Origin of the sequence: Mesorhizobium sp. M0077, assembly GCF_040322955.1 — a bacterium.
Taxonomy (GTDB): domain Bacteria; phylum Pseudomonadota; class Alphaproteobacteria; order Rhizobiales; family Rhizobiaceae; genus Mesorhizobium.
The window spans coordinates 16,493-35,122 of sequence record NZ_JAMYUL010000016.1 but is presented as its reverse complement, the minus strand read 5'-3'; the positions used below and the strand labels follow the sequence as shown (position 1 = coordinate 35,122).

The following is an 18,630-nucleotide window of genomic DNA, read 5'->3' as shown; positions in this document are numbered from 1 at the left end:
TATGGACACTTTCTTCTCCTTCTACGTGCTGCCGGCGCTGATCATCATTTTGAAGTCGGTCGTGCTGATCGTCGTTTTGCTGATCGGGGTCGCCTACCTGCTTTACGCCGACCGCAAGATCTGGGCGGCGGTGCAGCTGCGCCGCGGCCCGAACGTCGTCGGCCCCTGGGGCACGCTGCAGGCCTTCGCCGATCTGCTGAAATTCGTCTTCAAGGAACCGGTCATTCCGTCCGGCGCCAACAAGGGCGTGTTCCTGCTGGCGCCGCTGGTGTCGGCCGTGCTGGCGATCTCGGCCTGGGCGGTCATTCCCATCCATGCCGGCTGGGCAATCGCCAACGTCAATGTCGGCATCCTCTACGTCTTCGCCATCTCCTCGCTCGAGGTCTATGGCGTGATCATGGGCGGCTGGGCGTCCAACTCGAAATACCCGTTCCTCGGCGCGCTGCGCTCGGCGGCGCAGATGGTGTCCTACGAAGTCTCGATCGGCTTCGTCATCGTCACCGTGCTGCTCTGCGTCGGCTCGCTCAACCTGTCGGACATCGTGCTATCGCAGCAGGACGGTCTGGGCACCAAGCTTGGCCTGCCCAACAGCTTCCTCGACTGGCACTGGCTGGCGCTGTTCCCGATGTTCGTCATTTTCTTCATCTCGGCGCTGGCCGAGACCAACCGCCCGCCCTTCGACCTGGTGGAAGCCGAGTCTGAATTGGTCGCCGGCCATATGGTCGAATATTCGTCGACGCCGTTCCTGTTGTTCTTCCTCGGCGAATATGTCGCCGTGGTGATGATGTGCGCGCTGGCCACCATCCTGTTCCTCGGCGGCTGGCTGCCGCCCTTCGACTTCGCCCCCTTCACCTGGGTGCCCGGCGTGATCTGGTTCGTGCTCAAGATCTGCCTGATGTTCTTCATGTTCTCGATGGTGAAGGCCTTCGTGCCGCGCTACCGCTACGACCAGCTGATGCGGCTGGGCTGGAAAGTGTTCCTGCCGATCTCCCTGTTCATGGTCGTTGCCACCGCGGCCTTCCTCAAGATCACGGGGTTTGCGTGATGGGCGATTTCACCCTTGGTTTTTTGGGAGCAGTTGCCGGCGTAGTCGTGGCGTTGTTCGGCAATCTGGTCGTGCTTCCTTACGTCTTGCGGCAACAGGAACAAAGGTTGGCAGCAAACTATCGAGCCCCGGTGTTTAGCTGGGACAAGCAGAAATTGGCTGCTCTGACGACACTTGCTTACCGTTTCCTGATGCCTGTTTTGTTTGGGTTTGTCGGCGCCATCGCTGCAATACAGATTTTTGGGGGTGCCGAATGAGTGCGCTTGCTCAAGCCGCAAAATCGCTGCTGCTGCAGGATTTCGTCAGCGCCTTCTTCCTGTCGATGCGCCAGTTCTTCGCGCCGAAGGAGACGATCAACTATCCGCACGAAAAGGGGCCGATCAGCCCGCGCTTCCGGGGCGAGCATGCTTTGCGCCGTTACCCCAATGGCGAAGAGCGCTGCATCGCCTGCAAATTGTGCGAAGCGATCTGTCCGGCGCAGGCGATCACCATCGAGGCCGGCCCGCGCCGCAATGACGGCACGCGCCGCACCGTGCGCTACGACATCGACATGGTGAAGTGCATCTATTGCGGCTTCTGCCAGGAAGCCTGCCCGGTCGACGCTATCGTCGAGGGGCCGAATTTCGAGTTCGCGACGGAGACGCGCGAAGAGCTTTACTACGACAAGGACAGGCTGCTGGCGAATGGCGACCGCTGGGAGCGCGAACTGGCGCGCAACATCTCGCTGGACTCGCCCTACCGCTGACATTTGACGCATGGACGGGGCGAGGGGCCTCGTCTAAGGACAACGCAACTTGCCGGCCGGAGGCGGTCGCAGAAATCAAACAGGACGGATGTCCTGTTTGGACAGGAACCCGGGGGATCCCCAATGCTGAGTGGACTAGAGGCGGCCTTTTTCTACCTCTTCGCCTTTGTCGCGGTGGCGTCGGCCTTCATGGTCATTTCGTCGCGCAACCCCGTGCATTCCGTGCTGTTCCTGATCCTGACCTTCTTTAACGCCGCGGGCCTGTTCATGCTGACCGGCGCCGAGTTCCTGGCGATGATCCTGCTCGTCGTCTATGTCGGCGCGGTCATGGTGCTGTTCCTGTTCGTCGTCATGATGCTCGATGTCGACTTCGCCGAGATGAAGGAAGGCGCCCTGCAATATGCGCCGATCGGCGCGCTGGTCGGGCTGATCCTGGCGGCCGAGCTGATCGTGGTGCTCGGCGGCTACACCTTCGCGCCGCAACTGGCCTCGACGGTCTCCAAACCCATCCCGGATCTTGCCGCGCGGACGAACACCGCAGCACTCGGCGACATCCTCTATACGGACTACCTCTACTACTTCCAGATTTCGGGCCTCATCCTGCTGGTCGCCATGATCGGCGCCATCGTCCTGACGCTGCGCCACAAGGAAGGGGTCAAGCGGCAGTCGATCGCCGCCCAGGTCGGCCGCACGCCGGCGACAGGCATGGAAATCCGCAAGGTCAAGTCGGGCGAGGGGCTCTGAGATGGTCGTCGGCATCGCACATTACCTGACCGTATCGGCGATCCTGTTCACGCTGGGCGTGTTCGGCATCTTCCTGAACCGCAGGAACATCATCGTCATCCTGATGTCGATCGAGCTGATCCTTTTGGCGGTCAACATCAATTTCGTCGCCTTCTCGGCGGCATTGGGCGATCTCGTCGGCCAGGTGTTTGCCCTGTTCGTGCTGACGGTCGCGGCCGCCGAAGCGGCTATCGGTCTTGCCATTCTCGTCGTCTTCTTCCGCAACCGCGGCTCGATCGCGGTCGAAGACGTGAACCAGATGAAGGGTTGACGGGGCTAACATGTATCAAGCGATCGTCTTCCTTCCGCTGCTCGGCTTCCTGATTGTCGGCCTGTTCGGCAATTCACTCGGCGCCAAGGCATCGGAATATATCACCTCAGGCTTCCTGGTGATCTCGGCGGTGCTGTCCTGGGTCGCCTTCTTCTCCATCGGATTCCGCGAGGGCGAGGTGTTCACCGTGCCGATACTGCGCTGGATCCAATCCGGCGGCTTGGACGCGTCCTGGGCGCTCAGGATCGATACGCTGACGGTGGTCATGCTGGTGGTGGTCAACACGGTGTCGGCGCTGGTCCACATCTATTCGATCGGCTACATGCACCACGATCCGAACCGACCGCGCTTCTTCGCCTATCTGTCGCTGTTCACCTTCGCCATGCTGATGCTGGTGACGGCGGACAATCTGGTGCAGATGTTCTTCGGCTGGGAAGGGGTGGGTCTCGCGTCCTATTTGCTGATCGGCTTCTGGTACAAGAAACCCTCGGCCAATGCCGCGGCCATCAAGGCCTTCGTCGTCAACCGCGTCGGCGATTTCGGCTTTGCGCTCGGCATTTTCGGCGTCTTCGTTTTGTTCGGCTCGGTCAATCTCGGCACCATCTTCGCCAATGCCGCGACGTTCATTCCGGCTGAAGGCGCCCCACAAGGCGCCGCCGTGCTGACCTTCCTCGGCTATGCGCTGGACAAGCAGGCGGCCATGACGATCGTCTGCCTGCTGCTGTTCATGGGCGCGATGGGCAAGTCGGCGCAGGTGCCGCTGCACACCTGGCTGCCGGACGCGATGGAAGGCCCGACCCCGGTTTCCGCGCTGATCCATGCCGCCACCATGGTCACGGCCGGCGTGTTCATGCTGGCGCGGCTGTCGCCGCTGTTCGAACTGTCGCATTCGGCACTCACGGTGGTGACCTTCATCGGGGCCTTCACCGCCTTCTTCGCGGCGACCGTCGGCCTGGTTCAGAACGACATCAAGCGCGTCATCGCCTATTCGACCTGCTCGCAGCTCGGCTACATGTTCGTCGCGCTCGGCGTCGGCGCCTATGGCGCGGCGATCTTCCATCTGTTCACGCACGCCTTCTTCAAGGCGCTGCTGTTCCTGGGCTCCGGCTCGGTCATCCATGCCGTCTCCGACGAGCAGGACATGCGCAAGATGGGCGGCCTGCGGAAGCTCATTCCGAAGACCTACTGGATGATGGTGATCGGCACGCTGGCGCTGACCGGCGTCGGCATCCCGGTGACCGTCATCGGCACCGCCGGATTCTTCTCCAAGGATGCCATCATCGAGGCTGCCTTTGCCGGCCACAATTCGGTCGCCGGCCTCGCTTTTGTCCTGCTGGTCATCGCCGCCTGCTTCACCTCCTTCTACTCCTGGCGGCTGATCTTCATGACCTTCCACGGCGAGCCGCGGGCGAGCCACGACGTCATGCACCATGTCCATGAATCGCCGCCGGTGATGCTGGTGCCGCTGTTCATCCTGGCCGCGGGCGCGCTGTTTGCCGGCGTTATCTTCCATGGCGCCTTCATCGGCGAAGGCTATGCCGAATTCTGGAAGGCGTCGCTGTTCACGCTGCCGGACAACCACATCCTGCACGATATCCACGAATTGCCGCTGTGGGTCGAGCTGGCACCGTTCGTCGCCATGATCATCGGCTTTGCCGTCGCCTGGAAGTTCTACATCCGCTCGCCGGAACTGCCCCGGAGTGTCGCCGCCAACCATCGGCTGCTGTATGCCTTCCTGCTCAACAAATGGTACTTTGACGAGCTCTACGACGTCCTGTTCGTGCGGCCGGCAAAGGCGCTGGGCCGGTTCCTGTGGAAGACCGGCGACGGCACCATCATCGACGGGCTCGGTCCTGACGGCATTTCGGCGCGCGTCGTCGATGTCACCGACCGCGTCGTCAAGCTGCAGACCGGCTATCTCTATCACTATGCATTCGCCATGCTGATCGGCGTGGCCGCACTCGTCACCTGGATGATGCTCTGATGACCGCCTGGCCAATCCTCTCGCTGGTCACCTTCCTGCCGCTCGTAGGTGTGCTGCTGATCCTGTTCATCAGGGATGACAGCCCGAATGCGCGTCGCAACATCCGCGCCATCGCGTTCACGACGACAGCGGCCACCTTCATCATCTCGCTGTTCATCTGGACCGGCTTCGACAATTCGCAGGCCGGCTTCCAGTTCGTCGAGAAGTTTGCCTGGCTGGATTCCGGCATCTCCTACCATATGGGCGTCGACGGCATTTCGATGCTGTTCGTCATCCTGACGACGTTCCTGATGCCGCTCTGCATCCTGGCGTCGTGGGAAGCGATCGACAAGCGGGTCAAGGCCTACATGATTGCCTTCCTGCTCTTGGAAACGCTGATGATCGGCGTGTTCTGCGCGCTCGACATCGTGCTGTTCTACGTCTTCTTCGAGGCCGGCCTGATCCCGATGTTCATCATCATCGGCGTCTGGGGCGGCAAGCGCCGCGTCTATGCCTCGTTCAAGTTCTTCCTCTACACGCTGGCCGGCTCGGTGCTGATGTTGCTCGCCATCATGGCGATGTTCTTCCAGGCGGGCACCACCGACATCCCGACGCTGCTGACCCACAACTTCCCGGCCCACATGCAGACATGGCTATTTCTAGCCTTCTTCGCCTCCTTCGCGGTGAAGATGCCGATGTGGCCGGTGCACACCTGGCTGCCCGATGCGCACGTCGAAGCGCCGACGGCGGGCTCGGTGATCCTGGCGGGCATACTGTTGAAAATGGGCGGGTACGGCTTCCTGCGCTTCTCCCTGCCGATGTTCCCGCTGGCGTCGGAAATGTTCGCACCGCTGGTGTTCACGCTGTCGGTCGTCGCCATCATCTACACCTCGCTGGTGGCGCTGATGCAGGAGGACATGAAGAAGCTGATCGCCTATTCCTCCGTCGCCCATATGGGCTTCGTCACCATGGGCATCTTCGCCATGAACCAGGAAGGCGTGCAGGGCGCGATCTTCCAGATGCTGAGCCACGGCCTCGTCTCGGGCGCACTGTTCCTGTGCGTCGGCGTCATTTACGACCGCATGCACACACGCGAGATCCACGCCTATGGCGGCTTGGTCAACAACATGCCGAAATACGCAACCGTGTTCCTGATCTTCACCATGGCCAATGTCGGCTTGCCCGGCACGTCAGGCTTCGTCGGCGAGTTCCTGACCATGCTCGGCGTGTTCCGGGTCAACACCTGGGTGGCTTTCTTCGCCGCCACCGGCGTCATCCTGTCGGCGGCCTACGCGCTCTGGCTCTACCGCCGGGTGATCTTCGGCGCGCTGACCAAGGAAAGCCTGAAGGGCCTGCTCGATCTGTCGACGCGCGAGAAGGCAATCATCTACCCGCTGGTCGTGCTGGTCATCTTCTTCGGCGTTTATCCCGCTCCCGTCTTCGATGCCACGGCCCAGTCGGTCAAGGCGCTCGTCACCAATGTCACCGCATCCATCGGCGCCGCGCAGACCGCGGCGGCGAACTGACCAGAGGTTTTGCGAACCATGACGCCGGACCTTTACTCCAGCCTTTCGCTCTCGACGCCGGAGCTGATCCTCGCCATCGGCGCCCTGGCGCTGTTGATGGTCGGCGCCTATTCGCGCGCCAACACTGCCATTCTGGTGACCGGCCTTGCCGTCGCCGTGCTGGTGATCGCAGGCCTATGGCTGATCTTTCCCACGGGGCAGGGGAGCGCCTACGGCAACGCCTTCATCCAGGATCCGTTCTCCCGCTTCATGAAGGTGCTGTCGCTGATCGGTTCGGCGGTGACGCTGGTGATGTCGATGCGCTTCGCCAGGCAGGAGCATTTCGACAAGTTCGAATACCCGGTGCTGATCCTGCTCTGCACGCTTGGTATGATGCTGATGATCTCGGCCAACGGCATGATCGGGCTCTATCTCGGCCTCGAGCTGCAGTCGCTGGCGATTTACGTGCTGGCGGCGATCAATCGCGACAATCTGCGTTCGACCGAGGCCGGTTTGAAGTATTTTGTGCTCGGCGCGCTATCGTCGGGCATGCTGCTTTACGGAATCAGCCTCATTTACGGCTACACCGGCAATGTAGGCTTCCAGGAAATTTCCTCCGCGCTTGGCAGCGGCGAGCGCCAGTTGGGTCTCGTCGTCGGCCTGGTCTTCGTTTTGGCCGGCCTTGCCTTCAAGATTTCGGCGGTGCCGTTCCACATGTGGACGCCCGATGTTTACGAGGGCGCGCCGACGCCGGTCACCGCCTTCCTGGCGGCCGCTCCCAAAATGGCGGCAATGGCGCTGATCGTGCGCGTCACCATGGGCGCCTTCAAGCCGATCGCTTCCGACTGGCAGCAGATCATCGTCTTCATCTCGATCGCCTCGATGGCGCTCGGCTCCTTTGCCGCGATCGGCCAGACCAACATCAAGCGGCTGATGGCGTACTCCTCGATCGGCCATATGGGGTATGCGCTGGTCGGCCTTGCCGCCAACAGCCAGGCCGGCGTGCGCGGCGTCGCCATCTACATGCTGATCTATCTCGTCATGACGCTCGGCACCTTCGCCTTCATCCTCGCCATGCGGCGCAAGGAAGGCAATGTCGAGCAGATCAGCGATCTCGCCGGTCTGTCGTCGACCAATCCGATCATGGCGACGATCCTGACCATCCTGATGTTCTCGCTGGCCGGCATCCCGCCGCTCGCCGGCTTCTGGGGGAAATGGTACGTGTTCCTCGCCGCCATCAACGCCAATCTCTATGCGCTGGCGATCATCGGCGTGCTGGCCTCTGTGGTGGGCGCTTTCTACTATCTGCGGATCATCAAGATCATGTGGTTCGACGAACCGGCCGGCGGCTTCGTGCCGATGGCGGTTGAGCTGCGCCTCGTGCTTGGTGTCTCCGGCGCTTTCGTGCTGTTCTATGTGCTGATCGGCGGGCCGATCGCGACCTACGCCGAAGCCGCCGCCAAGACATTTTTCTGAACGGATGGCATTTCGGCTGGCTCCGACCTCTGAGACGGAAGGGTTCCGGCTCGAGGCCCATGACAGCGTGGGTTCCACCAACACGCTGGCGCTGGACCATGCAAGGGCAGGCGATCCCGGCAAATTGTGGGTCGTTTCCAAGAAGCAGGAAAGCGGCCGTGGCCGCCGCGGCAGGGCCTGGGTATCGCCCGAGGGCAATCTGGCGGCGACATTGCTGGTCATCACCGGCGGTGAGTTGCGTCTGGCGGCGACGCTGGGCTTCGTCGCCGGCCTGTCGCTGGCCGATGCGCTCGACGCCGTGGTGCCGAAGGGCAGGATCGCTATCGGCCTCGACGGCGCCAGCCAGGGGCAGAATCGCTTCGAGCTGAAATGGCCGAACGATGTGCTGGCCTCCGGCGCCAAGCTGGCCGGCATCCTGCTGGAATCGGCCATTCTCGATGGCGGCCGTTTCGCGGTGGCGGTGGGCATCGGCGTCAATGTGGTGGCGCATCCGCCGGATTTGCCGTATCCGGCGACATCGCTTCAGGCGCTGGGCGCGACATGCGACGCCGAAACGCTGTTCTTGGCGCTGTCCGATGCCTGGACCGACAATGCCCGGCTGTGGGATGACGGACGCGGGCTCGACGCCATCCGGCGTCGCTGGCTATCGCGCGCGGCGGGGCTTGGCGGCGAGGTTGCTGTCAGGATTGACGGGAATGTGGTGCGCGGTACCTTCGAAACCATTGACGCGGACTGCCGTTTCGTGATCCGCGATGATGAGGGGTCGGTCGTGACGGTAGCCGCCGGCGACGTGCATTTCGGCGCCGTCGCGTCGGCAAAGATTTAGGGGCTGGCCGCAAGGGCCGGGAAGGGAAAATTGATGGCGAAAGCGCAAAACGCCGAACTCGTCTTCGTGCCGCTCGGCGGCGTCGGCGAGATCGGCATGAACTTCGCCCTTTACGGCTATGGGCCGCCTAGCGCGCGCGAGTGGATCGTCGTCGATGTCGGCGTGACTTTTCCCGATGCGGCGCATCCTGGCGTCGACCTGATCCTGCCCGATACGCGCTTCATCGAGGAGAACCTCGCCGGCCTGCGCGGCATCATCATCACCCACGCGCATGAAGACCATTACGGGGCGCTGCTCGACATCTGGCCGAAGCTGAAGGCGCCGGTGTGGATGACACCGTTCAGCGCCGGACTGCTGGACGCCAAGCGCCAGGGCGAGCAGGGCGCGCCGAAGAAAATTCCGGTGACGATCTACCGGGCAGGCGAAACATTCACTGTCGGCCCGTTCTCGATCGAGGCCATTCCGGTGGCGCACTCGATCCCCGAGCCGATGTCGCTGGCGATCACCTCGCCGGCCGGCACCGTCATCCATACCGGCGACTGGAAGATCGATCCGGAACCGACGATCGGTCCGAAAACCGACGAGGCGCGGTTTCGCGCCTATGGCGACAAGGGCGTTCTGGCGCTGGTCTGCGATTCCACCAATGCGCTGCGCGAAGGCGAATCGCCGTCGGAAGTGGCGGTGGGCGAAGGCCTCAGGGGCGTCATCCAGAGCGCTGTCGGCCGTGTCGCCGTCACCACCTTCTCTTCCAATGTCGGGCGCATCGTCTCGATCGCCAAGGCGGCGCGCGATGCCGGCCGCCAGTGCCTGGTGCTCGGCCGCTCGCTGAAGCGGGTCATCGATGTCGCCGGCGAGCTCGGCTACATGGACGGGCTGCCGGAGTTCATCGCCGAAGAGGATTTCGGCTTCATCCCGCGCGAGAACCTCGTCATCATCTGCACCGGCAGCCAGGGCGAGGCGCTGGCGGCACTGGCAAAACTTTCGCGCGACGAGATGAAATCGGTGTCGCTGACGGCCGGCGACACGGTGGTGTTTTCCTCACGCACCATTCCCGGCAACGAGAAGGCGATCCTCGAGATCAAGAACCGCCTCATCGACCTCGGCATCAAGATCATCGAGGATGGCGACGCGCTTGTGCATGTCTCCGGCCATCCCCGCCGCAGCGAATTGCGCAGGATGTATGAATGGGTGCGGCCGCAGATCGGCGTTCCCGTGCATGGCGAAGCCGCGCATCTGGTGGCGCAGGGGTCGCTGATGTCGACGTCGGGCATCGGCCAGGTGGCGCAAGTGCGCGACGGCGACATGCTGCGGCTGGCGCCGGGTCCGGCCACGATCATCGACCAGGTGCCGTTCGGCCGCATCTACAAGGACGGCAGGCTGATCGGCACCGACCAGGCGATGGGCATACGCGACCGGCGCAAGCTATCCTTTGCCGGCCATGTCGCGGTCAATGTCGTGCTCGACGACAAATATGAGCTCGCCGGCGATCCCGATCTGGTCGCCATCGGCGTCGCCGAGGCCGATGCCCGTGGCGAAAACATGGAAGATCTGATGCTCGACGCGGCCGTCGGCGCGGTCGACTCGATCCCTCGCCAGCGCCGCAAGGACCTCGATCTGGTGCAGGAAGCGGTGCGCCGCGCCGTGCGCGGCGCCGCCAACGAGGCCTGGGGCAAGAAGCCGCTGGTGACGGTGTTTGTGACGAGGTGAGGGAATAGGCAGTAGGCGGTAGGCAGTGGAGAAAAATGCAGATGTATCACTACTGCCTACTGCCCATTCCCTACTCTCTTAACTTGTGGAGCACTTCATGCTCGGACGCCTGAACCATATAGCGCTTGCCGTGCCGGACCTGGCCGCGGCGATTGCGGCCTATCGCGATACGCTTGGCGCGAAGGTCACCGCGCCGCAAGCGCTGCCCGAGCATGGCGTTACCGTGGTGTTCGTCGATGTCGGCAACACCAAGATCGAACTCCTGGAGCCGCTGGGCGAGGGGTCGCCGATCGCGGCCTTTCTGGACAAGAACCCCTCGGGTGGCATGCATCATGTCTGCTACGAGGTCGACGACATCCTTGCCGCGCGCGATCACCTCAAAGCGAGCGGCGCCCGCGTGCTGGGCGACGGCAATCCCAAAACCGGCGCCCACGGCAAGCCGGTGCTGTTCCTGCATCCCAAGGATTTCTTCGGCACGCTGGTCGAACTGGAGCAGGCATGAGCTGGATTTCGTTTGCCGCGCTGTTCTTCATCACCTGGTGGCTGATGCTGTTCATCGTGCTGCCGTTCAGCGTCAAGACGCAGGATGACGACCAGGACGTGACGCTGGGCACGGTTGCGAGTGCGCCGCGCGGGCCGCATATGCTGCGCGCCGTGATCCGCACCACCATCGTCACGGCTGTCGTCATGGGGGTTTTCTACAGCCTGACGCACGGGCTGGGCTACAGCCTCGACGAAGTCCCGCACATCATCCCCGAAGCCAGCCAGGCACCGGCTAACTAACCACTTTCCCGCCGGCAGATCGGCTGGGATGTTTGTGTCTGTTTCGGAGCGCCAAACTCAGATTTTGTCTCGCCAGCCTGCGATGCACAATCGGCGGCCAGGCATGGCCCACCCGCATTAGAATCACGACTGGGCATCAGGCTGACGCAAGCTCACGTGATTTGGGAACAGGTTGATCTAACCAGATGATCGGGCAAAAAAAATGCAAGGCACAAGGCCTTGCAATTTAAACGCGTTCCGATCTGTTTTCCGGTTTCCGGCGGCAGCGGGTAACCGCGCCTAGATCGCATCCTCCCAAGACTTTGACCGCGTAGGAGAGCAGATTTTTCTCCACCCTCTCGGTTATCGGGGCACACTAGCCTAACCCTGATGAAATTGTCACGCAGAATTTTGCCCGCAATCGGGCAATCTGTGCTGCAGTGCACAATAGTGCGGCAGGCTTTGCTTGCGAAACGAACAACACCGGGGCTGCCGCCTTAATCTGGTCAGGTGTGCCGCGTCGCCCGGACGCGCAAAGCGTGTGTGAGCACTTCGGAGTCAGGTCATCATTTTGTATCAAAAGCATTATCGTTTTCGGTGCGAAGGTCTTTGGAAGAAGAATCGATTTTTGCGATTTCCGGCCGATGCGGCCGGTCGGGTTTCCATTCCGTCACGAAATAGCTATGAAGCCGGGGCAAGCAAGCCAGCCGCGCCGATTCCGGCGCAGCCTCCTCTCTCACGGACCTGTCCATGCGTTTGTCGCAGTTTTTCCTGCCCATCCTGAAAGAAAATCCGCGCGAGGCCGAGATCGTCTCGCACCGGCTGATGCTGCGTGCCGGCATGATCCGCCAGCAGGGGCAGGGCAGCTTTTCCTGGCTGCCGCTAGGCAAGCTGGTGCTCGACAAGGTCTGCCGCATCATCCGCGAGGAGCAGAACCGCGCCGGCGCTCTGGAAATCCTGATGCCGACCATCCAGTCGGCCGATCTGTGGCGCGAAAGCGGCCGCTATGACGATTACGGCAAGGAGATGTTGCGCATCAAGGACCGGCAGGACCGCGACATGCTCTACGGTCCGACCAATGAGGAAGTGGTCACCGAGATCGTGCGCGCCTACGTCAAGTCGTACAAGGATTTGCCGCTCAACCTCTACCACATCCAGTGGAAGTTCCGCGACGAGGTGCGGCCGCGCTTCGGCGTCATGCGCTCCCGCGAGTTCCTGATGAAGGATGCCTATTCCTTCGACCTCGATTTCGAGGGCGCCAAGGCCGCCTACAACCGCATGTTCGTGTCCTATCTCAGGACGTTCACGCGCATGGGGCTGCAGGCCATTCCGATGCGAGCCGACACCGGGCCGATCGGCGGCGATCTCAGCCATGAATTCATCATCCTGGCCGACACCGGCGAGAGCCAGGTCTATTGCGACCGCGAATATCTGTCGCTGCAGGTGCCCGGCGAGAAAACCGACTTCGGCAATGACGGCGAGATCGCCGACATCGTCAAGACGTGGACGATGCCTTACGCCGCCACCGACGAGATGCATGACGAGGCGGCCTGGGACAAGCTTGGCGAGGCCGACCGGGTCTCGGCACGCGGCATCGAGGTCGGCCACATCTTCCATTTCGGCGACAAATATTCCAAGCCCATGGGCGCCAAGGTGACCGGGCCCGACGGCAAGGATCATTTCGTTTCCGGCGGCTCCTACGGTATCGGTCCGTCGCGGCTGGTGGCGGCGATCATCGAAGCCAGCCATGACGACAGCGGCATCATCTGGCCGGAAGCGGTGACGCCGTTCGACATCGGCCTGATCAACATGAAGGCCGGCGACGCCGAGTGCGACCGCGTTTGCGGCGAGCTCTACGCCGCCTTCACCAGCGCCGGCAAGGATGTGCTTTACGACGACACCGACCAGCGGCCGGGCGGCAAGTTCGCCACCGCCGACCTGATCGGCCTGCCCTGGCAGGTGATCGTCGGGCCGCGCGGCGTGGCCGCCGGCGAGATCGAGATCAAGAACCGCCGGACCGGCGAGCGCGAGACGCTGCCGGTCGCGGAGGCCAGGAAACGCTTCGGTGCAACCGCATGAGCGAAGCCGCGGCAGCGAAGTCTTCGGTAGCCCAGTCTCCGGTTGGCAAGTCTCCGGTCGCCAAGTCTCCGGTCACCAAGTCTCCGGTCGCCGGCCCGTTCTCCATGTTCGAACGCATGGTCGCCTGGCGTTATTTGCGGTCGCGCCGCAAGGAGACGGTGATCTCGGTCATCGCCTCGATCTCCTTCCTCGGCATCATGCTAGGCGTCGCCACGCTGATCGTCGTCATGGCTGTCATGAACGGGTTTCGAGCCGAACTTCTGACCCGCATCCTCGGCGTCAACGGCCATCTGATCGTGCAGCCGCTGGATTCGCCGCTTGAGGACTATGCGCAGGTCGCAGCCCGCATCAACGGCGTGGCCGGCGTCAAATACGCGATACCGCTGATCGACGGCCAGGTCCTGGCGCAAGGCAATGTCGGCGGCGGCATGGGCGCGCTGGTGCGCGGTATCAGGGCCGAAGACCTCGGCAAGATCGCCATCGTCGCCCAAAACGTCAAGCAAGGCACGCTTGACGGCTTCGACTCCGGCGAGGGCGTCGCCATCGGCAAGCGCATGGCGGAGAATCTCGGCCTTGTGCTCGGCGACACCATCACGCTGATCTCGCCGGATGGCGATGTGACGCCGATGGGCACGACGCCGCGGCTGAAGGGCTACAAGGTGGCGGCGATCTTCGAGGTCGGCATGTCGGAATATGACAGCTCCATCGTCTACATGCCGTTTTCCGAAGCGCAGCTCTATTTCAACATGGACGGCAGGGCGCAGACGATCGAGATCTATGTCGACAATCCCGATAATGTCGACGCGCTGAAACCGCTGGTGGATGCGGCGGCGCAACGGCCGATCGACATGGTCGACTGGCGCCAGCGCAACGAGACGTTCTTTTCAGCACTGCAGGTCGAGCGCAACGTCATGTTCATGATCCTGACGCTGATCGTGCTGGTGGCGGCGCTCAACATCATCTCCGGCCTGATCATGCTGGTGAAGGACAAGGGCCACGATATCGCCATCCTGCGCACAATGGGCGCCTCGCGCGGCGCCATCCTGCGCATCTTCCTGATGACGGGTGCTGCGATCGGCGTCACCGGCACGCTGGCCGGCGTGCTGCTCGGGGTGCTCATCTGCACCAACATCGAATCCATCCGCCAGTTCTTCTCCTGGATGACCGGCAAGGTGCTGTTCAACCCGGAGCTCTATTTCCTCAGCCAGCTGCCGGCAAAGATGGACCCGCGCGAGACCACCTACGTCATCCTGATGGCGCTCGGCCTGTCCTTCCTGGCAACAGTGTTTCCGGCATGGCGCGCCGCACGGCTCGATCCGGTCGAGGCCTTGAGATACGAATGAAGTCCGAGATCATTATCGAGCTGAAGAGCGTCGAGCGGCACTATGTCCAGGGGCCGCGCAAGCTCACCATTTTGAACGGCGCCGACTTTTCGCTGAAGCGCGGCGAGATGGTGGCGCTGGTGGCGCCGTCGGGCACCGGCAAGTCGACGCTGCTCCATACGGCGGGCCTGCTCGAGCGCCCCGACGCCGGTGACGTCATTCTGGCCGGCCGCGCCTGCGGACGGCTCTCCGACGACGAACGCACGGCAATCCGCCGCAACGATGTCGGCTTCGTCTATCAGTTCCATCATCTGCTGCCGGAGTTTTCGGCACTGGAAAACATCATGATGCCGCAGCTGATCAAAGGGCTTTCGCGCAAGGAGGCGTCGGAGCGCGCAGCACAGCTGCTCGACTATATGCAGATCGGCAAGCGCGCGTCGCACCGTCCGTCGGAGCTGTCCGGCGGCGAGCAGCAGCGCGTCGCCATTGCCCGCGCGGTCGCCAATGCGCCCTTGCTGCTGCTCGCCGACGAGCCGACCGGCAATCTCGACCCGGTCACCGCCTCCTATGTCTTCGAGGCGCTTGGCGCGCTGGTCAAGCAGTCCGGCCTTGCCGCGCTGATCGCGACCCACAATCACGAACTCGCCTCGCGCATGGACCGCCGGGTGACGTTGGCGGATGGCAAGGTCGTTCCGTTGTAGGCCCCAACTTCGTCATCCTAGGGTCTGCGCCGCGTCGCTGCGCTCCTTGCTCCGCCCTAGGATCACGAAGTGATTGGTGCGTGTCCCGATCGCAAAGGCATGCGATGCGCCCTGCGTCAGCACTGCCGTCACCCCGTCAACCTTTCCTTAACCCTGCCCAAACCGGCTGTCAGGATTCGTCGGCCTGCCGCTTTCCGCTCATTGACTTTCGAACAAAGTTAGAACAAAATGCGAACATATCAACAACAGGAGAGAGTTATGAGCGATCTTGTTCAGGACGTCGTTTCGTTGGTGTGCATGAGTGCGTTTCTGGTTTCCATGGCTGTCTGGATCGGCGCCATGTGATGCAACTGCGGTTCGCCGCACTGTTTTAGGCGGGCAGGAAGGCGCTGTGCCGTTAAGCCTTTCTTGCCGCCATGACGCTAGGCTGCCCCGCCAAGACAGGGAGCAAAAACCTCAGGTGTCGCCGATCGTGACGGCCCTTCTGGTGGCCGGTAATCTCGGACTGATTTTCCTTCTGATGACTGCGCCGCTCGGTTTGCGCACGGTGAGGCTCAGCCGCGTGGTCGCAATGGACCGGCAGCGCCTCTGGCAGGCGCTGTGGCCGCTCGGCAGCGATGCCGGCTGGTCCGGCGAGATACTGAAGGCCCAGCCGCTGGACGGGCAGGGCACGGCCCGCATCCTGCTGTCCTGGGAGGGCCGGGACGGCCAGCCGATCGAGCGAAGGTCGCGCTTCGAGGACGTCGTCGAAGGCAGTCGTTTTTCGATGCGGGTCATCGAGGATACCGCGCTCGACGCGTCGTTCTGGAAGGATTTTTATGAGACCACCGAACTCACCTCGGAAGGTGCCGGCACGCGCGTCACGCTCAGCCAGACCGATCGCTATCGCGGCGTCGCCTTCCTGGTGTTCCGCTACTTCGCCATGCGCCGCGAGCTGGGCAAGCTGGAGATCTGGGCGAGGACCGGACAATATCGCAAGGGCGGTTGGTTCGAGCATCCGCTGAGCCAGGTCGGTTTCGCCGTTCTTTCGGCTTTCATCCTGTGGCCGTTCTTCGGGCTCAATCTCGGCGGCCTGGCGCTGGCCGCGATCCTGACCTCGGTGGTCGCCCTGCATGAGCTCGGCCACATGGCGGCCTTTCGGCTGACCGGTCATCGCAAGGCGCGGATGATCTTTATCCCGCTGCTCGGCGGCCTCGCCATTGGTGGCCGGCCTTATGACAGCCGCTTCGAGGTCGCCTTCGTGGCGCTGATGGGCGCCGGCTTTTCCGCGTTCCTGGTTCCGCTGCTGATCGCCGCCAGCGGGCTCGCGTCCGGCGAGGGACATCGGCTTGCCGCGGCCCTTCTGGCGACGCTTGCGGGCTTTGCCGCATTGTTCAACATCGCCAATCTGGTGCCGGTTTGGAAATTCGACGGCGGCCAGGTACTGCGCCAGATCTGCCCGGGGCCGGTCGCCCTGGCGCTCGCCTCGTTTTCCCTGCTCTCGGCCTTGCTGTGGCTTGGCTGGCTGGCCGGCTTTTCCCAAACCTTTCTGCTGGTGGCGGGCGCCGTCTTTGCCATCCTCAGCCTGATGACAGTGGGTAGCGGGGTAAAACCGCGCCACGAATTGAAGCCGATCCGCATCTTCGACCGTTTCGCCATGGCCGGCGCGCTGCTGGCCGTCTTCGCCATTCACGGTTTCGGGCTGTTGTGGGCCTCGGCGCGGTTGCTTTGAGCGTTGGTCGAGGCGAGACTCAGCCGGCCTTGCGAGCCGGTTCTGCAGAAGTTGACTCCGCTGCCCCGAAAACATCCTCGAAGGCGGATTTCAGCGCCAGGTCGAAATCGGCCATGGTCACGGGCAGGCCGAGGTCGACGAGGCTGGTGACGCCGTGATCCGGCACGCCGCATGGCACGATGCCGCTGAAATGGCTGAGATCCGGCTCGACATTGACGGCAATGCCATGAAAGCTCACCCAGCGCCGCAGCCGGATGCCGATGGCCGCGATCTTGTCTTCAGCCGGCGAGCCGTCGGGCAGGGACGGGCGCTCGGGCCGCACCACCCAGACTCCGACGCGGTCCTCGCGGCGTTCGCCGCGTACATTGAAGGCGGCAAGCGTGCCGATGATCCACTGCTCGAGCGCGGCGACGAAGGCGCGCACATCCTCGCGGCGGCGCTTCAGGTCAAGCATGACATAGGCAACCCGCTGCCCCGGCCCGTGATAGGTGTATTCGCCGCCGCGCCCCGCGGCAAACACCGGGAAACGGTCGGGGTCGATCAAATCCTCGATGCGGGCGCTGGTGCCGGCGGTGTAAAGCGGCGGATGCTCGACCAGCCAGACCATCTCGGCGGCCGCACCCGTGCGGATCGCCTCGGCGCGCGCTTCCATCAGGGCCAGCGCATCGGTGTAGCCGGCCAGGCCAGGCTCGATGCGCCATTCGACCGGCGCTGACCCGGGCAAGGGCAGGAACGACGTGGCGATCTGGCTGCGTTCGGTCATGGCTTTTCGTTTTTCGCTTAATGCACGCCGCTTGGCAAAACCGCCTTGCGCTCTGGGGCGGAATGCATTCGCCCTTCATATGGCGGTATCCGGCTGAAACGTCCAGTTCGCCGTCCTTTGCGCGTACCACAGGACGCGCGGCGCTGTAGAGACCGATATGCCAATTCGCGGCGATTATTGCGCGCGGCGCCCTTGTTTCGCCGGAAACGATTTGCTACACGCCGCGAGCCGGTTCGTTCCGGCTCCTACCACGGGCGGTCGTGGCGGAATTGGTAGACGCGCAGCGTTGAGGTCGCTGTGGGGCAACCCGTGGAAGTTCGAGTCTTCTCGACCGCACCAGTTATTTTTCGGCCATTTAATCGTTGCGACTTCAGGCTGTCGAGGCCGAATCATCGCTTTGGCGATTGAACCGGCCGCTGCAGAGTTGCAACAGGAGTTTGCAGAAACCGCAACGCGAACACGTTAGCTCGCGCTGCCAGCCTCCTGCACCGGGTGGCGGGGCAGGGGACGGCTTTCTGGGCGACCTAAGCGGCGCGTCGTTGCGGGAAATGGAGACCCGGACGGGCTCGACGAGGGTCAACGGCCGTCACGACGGTGTGGTGGTGATCGCAATAGACGCGATCCGGCGACGTCGGCCCGGCACAAAACCGGTAACCACCGGGTACCGACCGGTCTTCGCTCACCGGGAAGCGGCACTGGTGCAGGCCTAGCTGAATGAGGGGGACGTCTCTCGACGCTGGTCTGATATTTTCACGCATGATGGTTTTCAGTTTCCTGGTTCATAGCCATTGCCGGCTGACGGCCGCGATGCGACCGGTCGGAGCGAGCTTCTCTCGTTTTGGAGGGCTGTGGACCACATATGGTGCTGATAGCACCGTCAAAGAAGCCCGGCGCCCCGCTTCTGCAGCCAAATCGTTTGCGACTTAAGGCCACACCCGCGAGCGCCCGAAGCACCTGTCCGGCCGGGATTT

The 18,630-nt window shown here is 62.9% G+C and carries 18 protein-coding genes and 1 tRNA gene; 17 read left to right on the top strand and 2 right to left on the bottom strand.

The window, feature by feature from the left end:
• The first annotated feature begins 1 nt into the window (after nucleotide 1).
• The 16 genes from nuoH to NKJ57_RS25345 all read left to right on the top strand — a co-directional run bounded on the left by nuoH (nucleotide 2) and on the right by NKJ57_RS25345 (nucleotide 16,896).
• On the top strand, nucleotides 2-1,045 hold the full coding sequence (nuoH, locus tag NKJ57_RS25420) for an NADH-quinone oxidoreductase subunit NuoH (protein ID WP_352513067.1): 1,044 nt from the start codon (nucleotides 2-4) through the stop codon (nucleotides 1,043-1,045).
• Nucleotides 1,045-1,302: a hypothetical protein gene (locus NKJ57_RS25415; protein WP_023670814.1), complete on the top strand. Its 258-nt coding sequence runs from the start codon at nucleotides 1,045-1,047 to the stop codon at nucleotides 1,300-1,302. Before nuoH ends, NKJ57_RS25415 begins: the two co-directional genes overlap by 1 nt.
• Nucleotides 1,299-1,790, top strand: coding sequence for an NADH-quinone oxidoreductase subunit NuoI (gene nuoI, locus NKJ57_RS25410; protein ID WP_023670813.1), 492 nt, complete (start codon nucleotides 1,299-1,301; stop codon nucleotides 1,788-1,790). Before NKJ57_RS25415 ends, nuoI begins: the two co-directional genes overlap by 4 nt.
• A 123-nt stretch (nucleotides 1,791-1,913) precedes the next feature.
• Nucleotides 1,914-2,534, top strand: a complete 621-nt coding sequence (locus tag NKJ57_RS25405; RefSeq protein ID WP_023690957.1) for an NADH-quinone oxidoreductase subunit J — start codon at nucleotides 1,914-1,916, stop codon at nucleotides 2,532-2,534.
• A gap of 1 nt (nucleotide 2,535) precedes the next feature.
• Nucleotides 2,536-2,844: an NADH-quinone oxidoreductase subunit NuoK gene (nuoK, locus tag NKJ57_RS25400; RefSeq protein ID WP_023670810.1), complete on the top strand. Its 309-nt coding sequence runs from the start codon at nucleotides 2,536-2,538 to the stop codon at nucleotides 2,842-2,844.
• Nucleotides 2,845-2,854: 10 nt separating this feature from the next.
• Nucleotides 2,855-4,828, top strand: a complete 1,974-nt coding sequence (gene nuoL, locus NKJ57_RS25395; protein WP_352513070.1) for an NADH-quinone oxidoreductase subunit L — start codon at nucleotides 2,855-2,857, stop codon at nucleotides 4,826-4,828.
• Nucleotides 4,828-6,333, top strand: coding sequence for an NADH-quinone oxidoreductase subunit M (locus tag NKJ57_RS25390; protein ID WP_352513071.1), 1,506 nt, complete (start codon nucleotides 4,828-4,830; stop codon nucleotides 6,331-6,333). The genes nuoL and NKJ57_RS25390 overlap by 1 nt, the downstream gene beginning before the upstream one ends.
• A gap of 18 nt (nucleotides 6,334-6,351) precedes the next feature.
• Nucleotides 6,352-7,788 carry an NADH-quinone oxidoreductase subunit NuoN gene (gene nuoN / locus NKJ57_RS25385; protein WP_023830508.1) on the top strand — a complete coding sequence of 479 codons (1,437 nt, stop codon included), beginning with the start codon at nucleotides 6,352-6,354 and terminating at the stop codon, nucleotides 7,786-7,788.
• A 4-nt stretch (nucleotides 7,789-7,792) separates the two neighbouring features.
• Nucleotides 7,793-8,614, top strand: a complete 822-nt coding sequence (locus tag NKJ57_RS25380) for a biotin--[acetyl-CoA-carboxylase] ligase (protein WP_023709242.1) — start codon at nucleotides 7,793-7,795, stop codon at nucleotides 8,612-8,614.
• 33 nt (nucleotides 8,615-8,647) lie between these two features.
• Nucleotides 8,648-10,321: a ribonuclease J gene (locus NKJ57_RS25375; protein ID WP_023690300.1), complete on the top strand. Its 1,674-nt coding sequence runs from the start codon at nucleotides 8,648-8,650 to the stop codon at nucleotides 10,319-10,321.
• Between the two features lie 97 nt (nucleotides 10,322-10,418).
• On the top strand, nucleotides 10,419-10,823 hold the full coding sequence (gene mce / locus NKJ57_RS25370; protein ID WP_023698333.1) for a methylmalonyl-CoA epimerase: 405 nt from the start codon (nucleotides 10,419-10,421) through the stop codon (nucleotides 10,821-10,823).
• Nucleotides 10,820-11,104 (top strand): DUF1467 family protein, encoded by a 285-nt coding sequence (locus NKJ57_RS25365; RefSeq protein WP_023670803.1) that lies wholly within the window; start codon nucleotides 10,820-10,822, stop codon nucleotides 11,102-11,104. Before mce ends, NKJ57_RS25365 begins: the two co-directional genes overlap by 4 nt.
• Before the next feature lie 729 nt (nucleotides 11,105-11,833).
• Entirely contained in the window at nucleotides 11,834-13,162 is a 1,329-nt protein-coding gene (gene proS / locus NKJ57_RS25360; protein WP_352513073.1) for a proline--tRNA ligase, read from the top strand.
• A gap of 104 nt (nucleotides 13,163-13,266) precedes the next feature.
• Nucleotides 13,267-14,505 carry a lipoprotein-releasing ABC transporter permease subunit gene (locus tag NKJ57_RS25355; protein WP_031194713.1) on the top strand — a complete coding sequence of 413 codons (1,239 nt, stop codon included), beginning with the start codon at nucleotides 13,267-13,269 and terminating at the stop codon, nucleotides 14,503-14,505.
• On the top strand, nucleotides 14,502-15,185 hold the full coding sequence (locus NKJ57_RS25350; protein ID WP_023685211.1) for an ABC transporter ATP-binding protein: 684 nt from the start codon (nucleotides 14,502-14,504) through the stop codon (nucleotides 15,183-15,185). Before NKJ57_RS25355 ends, NKJ57_RS25350 begins: the two co-directional genes overlap by 4 nt.
• Nucleotides 15,186-15,645: 460 nt before the next feature.
• Nucleotides 15,646-16,896 carry a site-2 protease family protein gene (locus NKJ57_RS25345; RefSeq protein ID WP_352513075.1) on the top strand — a complete coding sequence of 417 codons (1,251 nt, stop codon included), beginning with the start codon at nucleotides 15,646-15,648 and terminating at the stop codon, nucleotides 16,894-16,896.
• 19 nt (nucleotides 16,897-16,915) lie between these two features.
• On the opposite strand, the gene lipB is transcribed toward NKJ57_RS25345, so the two are convergent.
• Nucleotides 16,916-17,659 carry a lipoyl(octanoyl) transferase LipB gene (gene lipB / locus NKJ57_RS25340; RefSeq protein ID WP_023727687.1) on the bottom strand — a complete coding sequence of 248 codons (744 nt, stop codon included), beginning with the start codon at nucleotides 17,657-17,659 and terminating at the stop codon, nucleotides 16,916-16,918.
• 254 nt (nucleotides 17,660-17,913) lie between these two features.
• Here lipB and NKJ57_RS25335 point away from each other — a divergent pair.
• Nucleotides 17,914-17,998, top strand: a tRNA-Leu gene (locus NKJ57_RS25335).
• A gap of 185 nt (nucleotides 17,999-18,183) precedes the next feature.
• Here the strand turns inward: NKJ57_RS25335 and NKJ57_RS25330 are convergent.
• On the bottom strand, nucleotides 18,184-18,417 hold the full coding sequence (locus NKJ57_RS25330) for a GcrA family cell cycle regulator (protein ID WP_081726058.1): 234 nt from the start codon (nucleotides 18,415-18,417) through the stop codon (nucleotides 18,184-18,186).
• Between the last annotated feature and the right edge of the window lie 213 nt (nucleotides 18,418-18,630).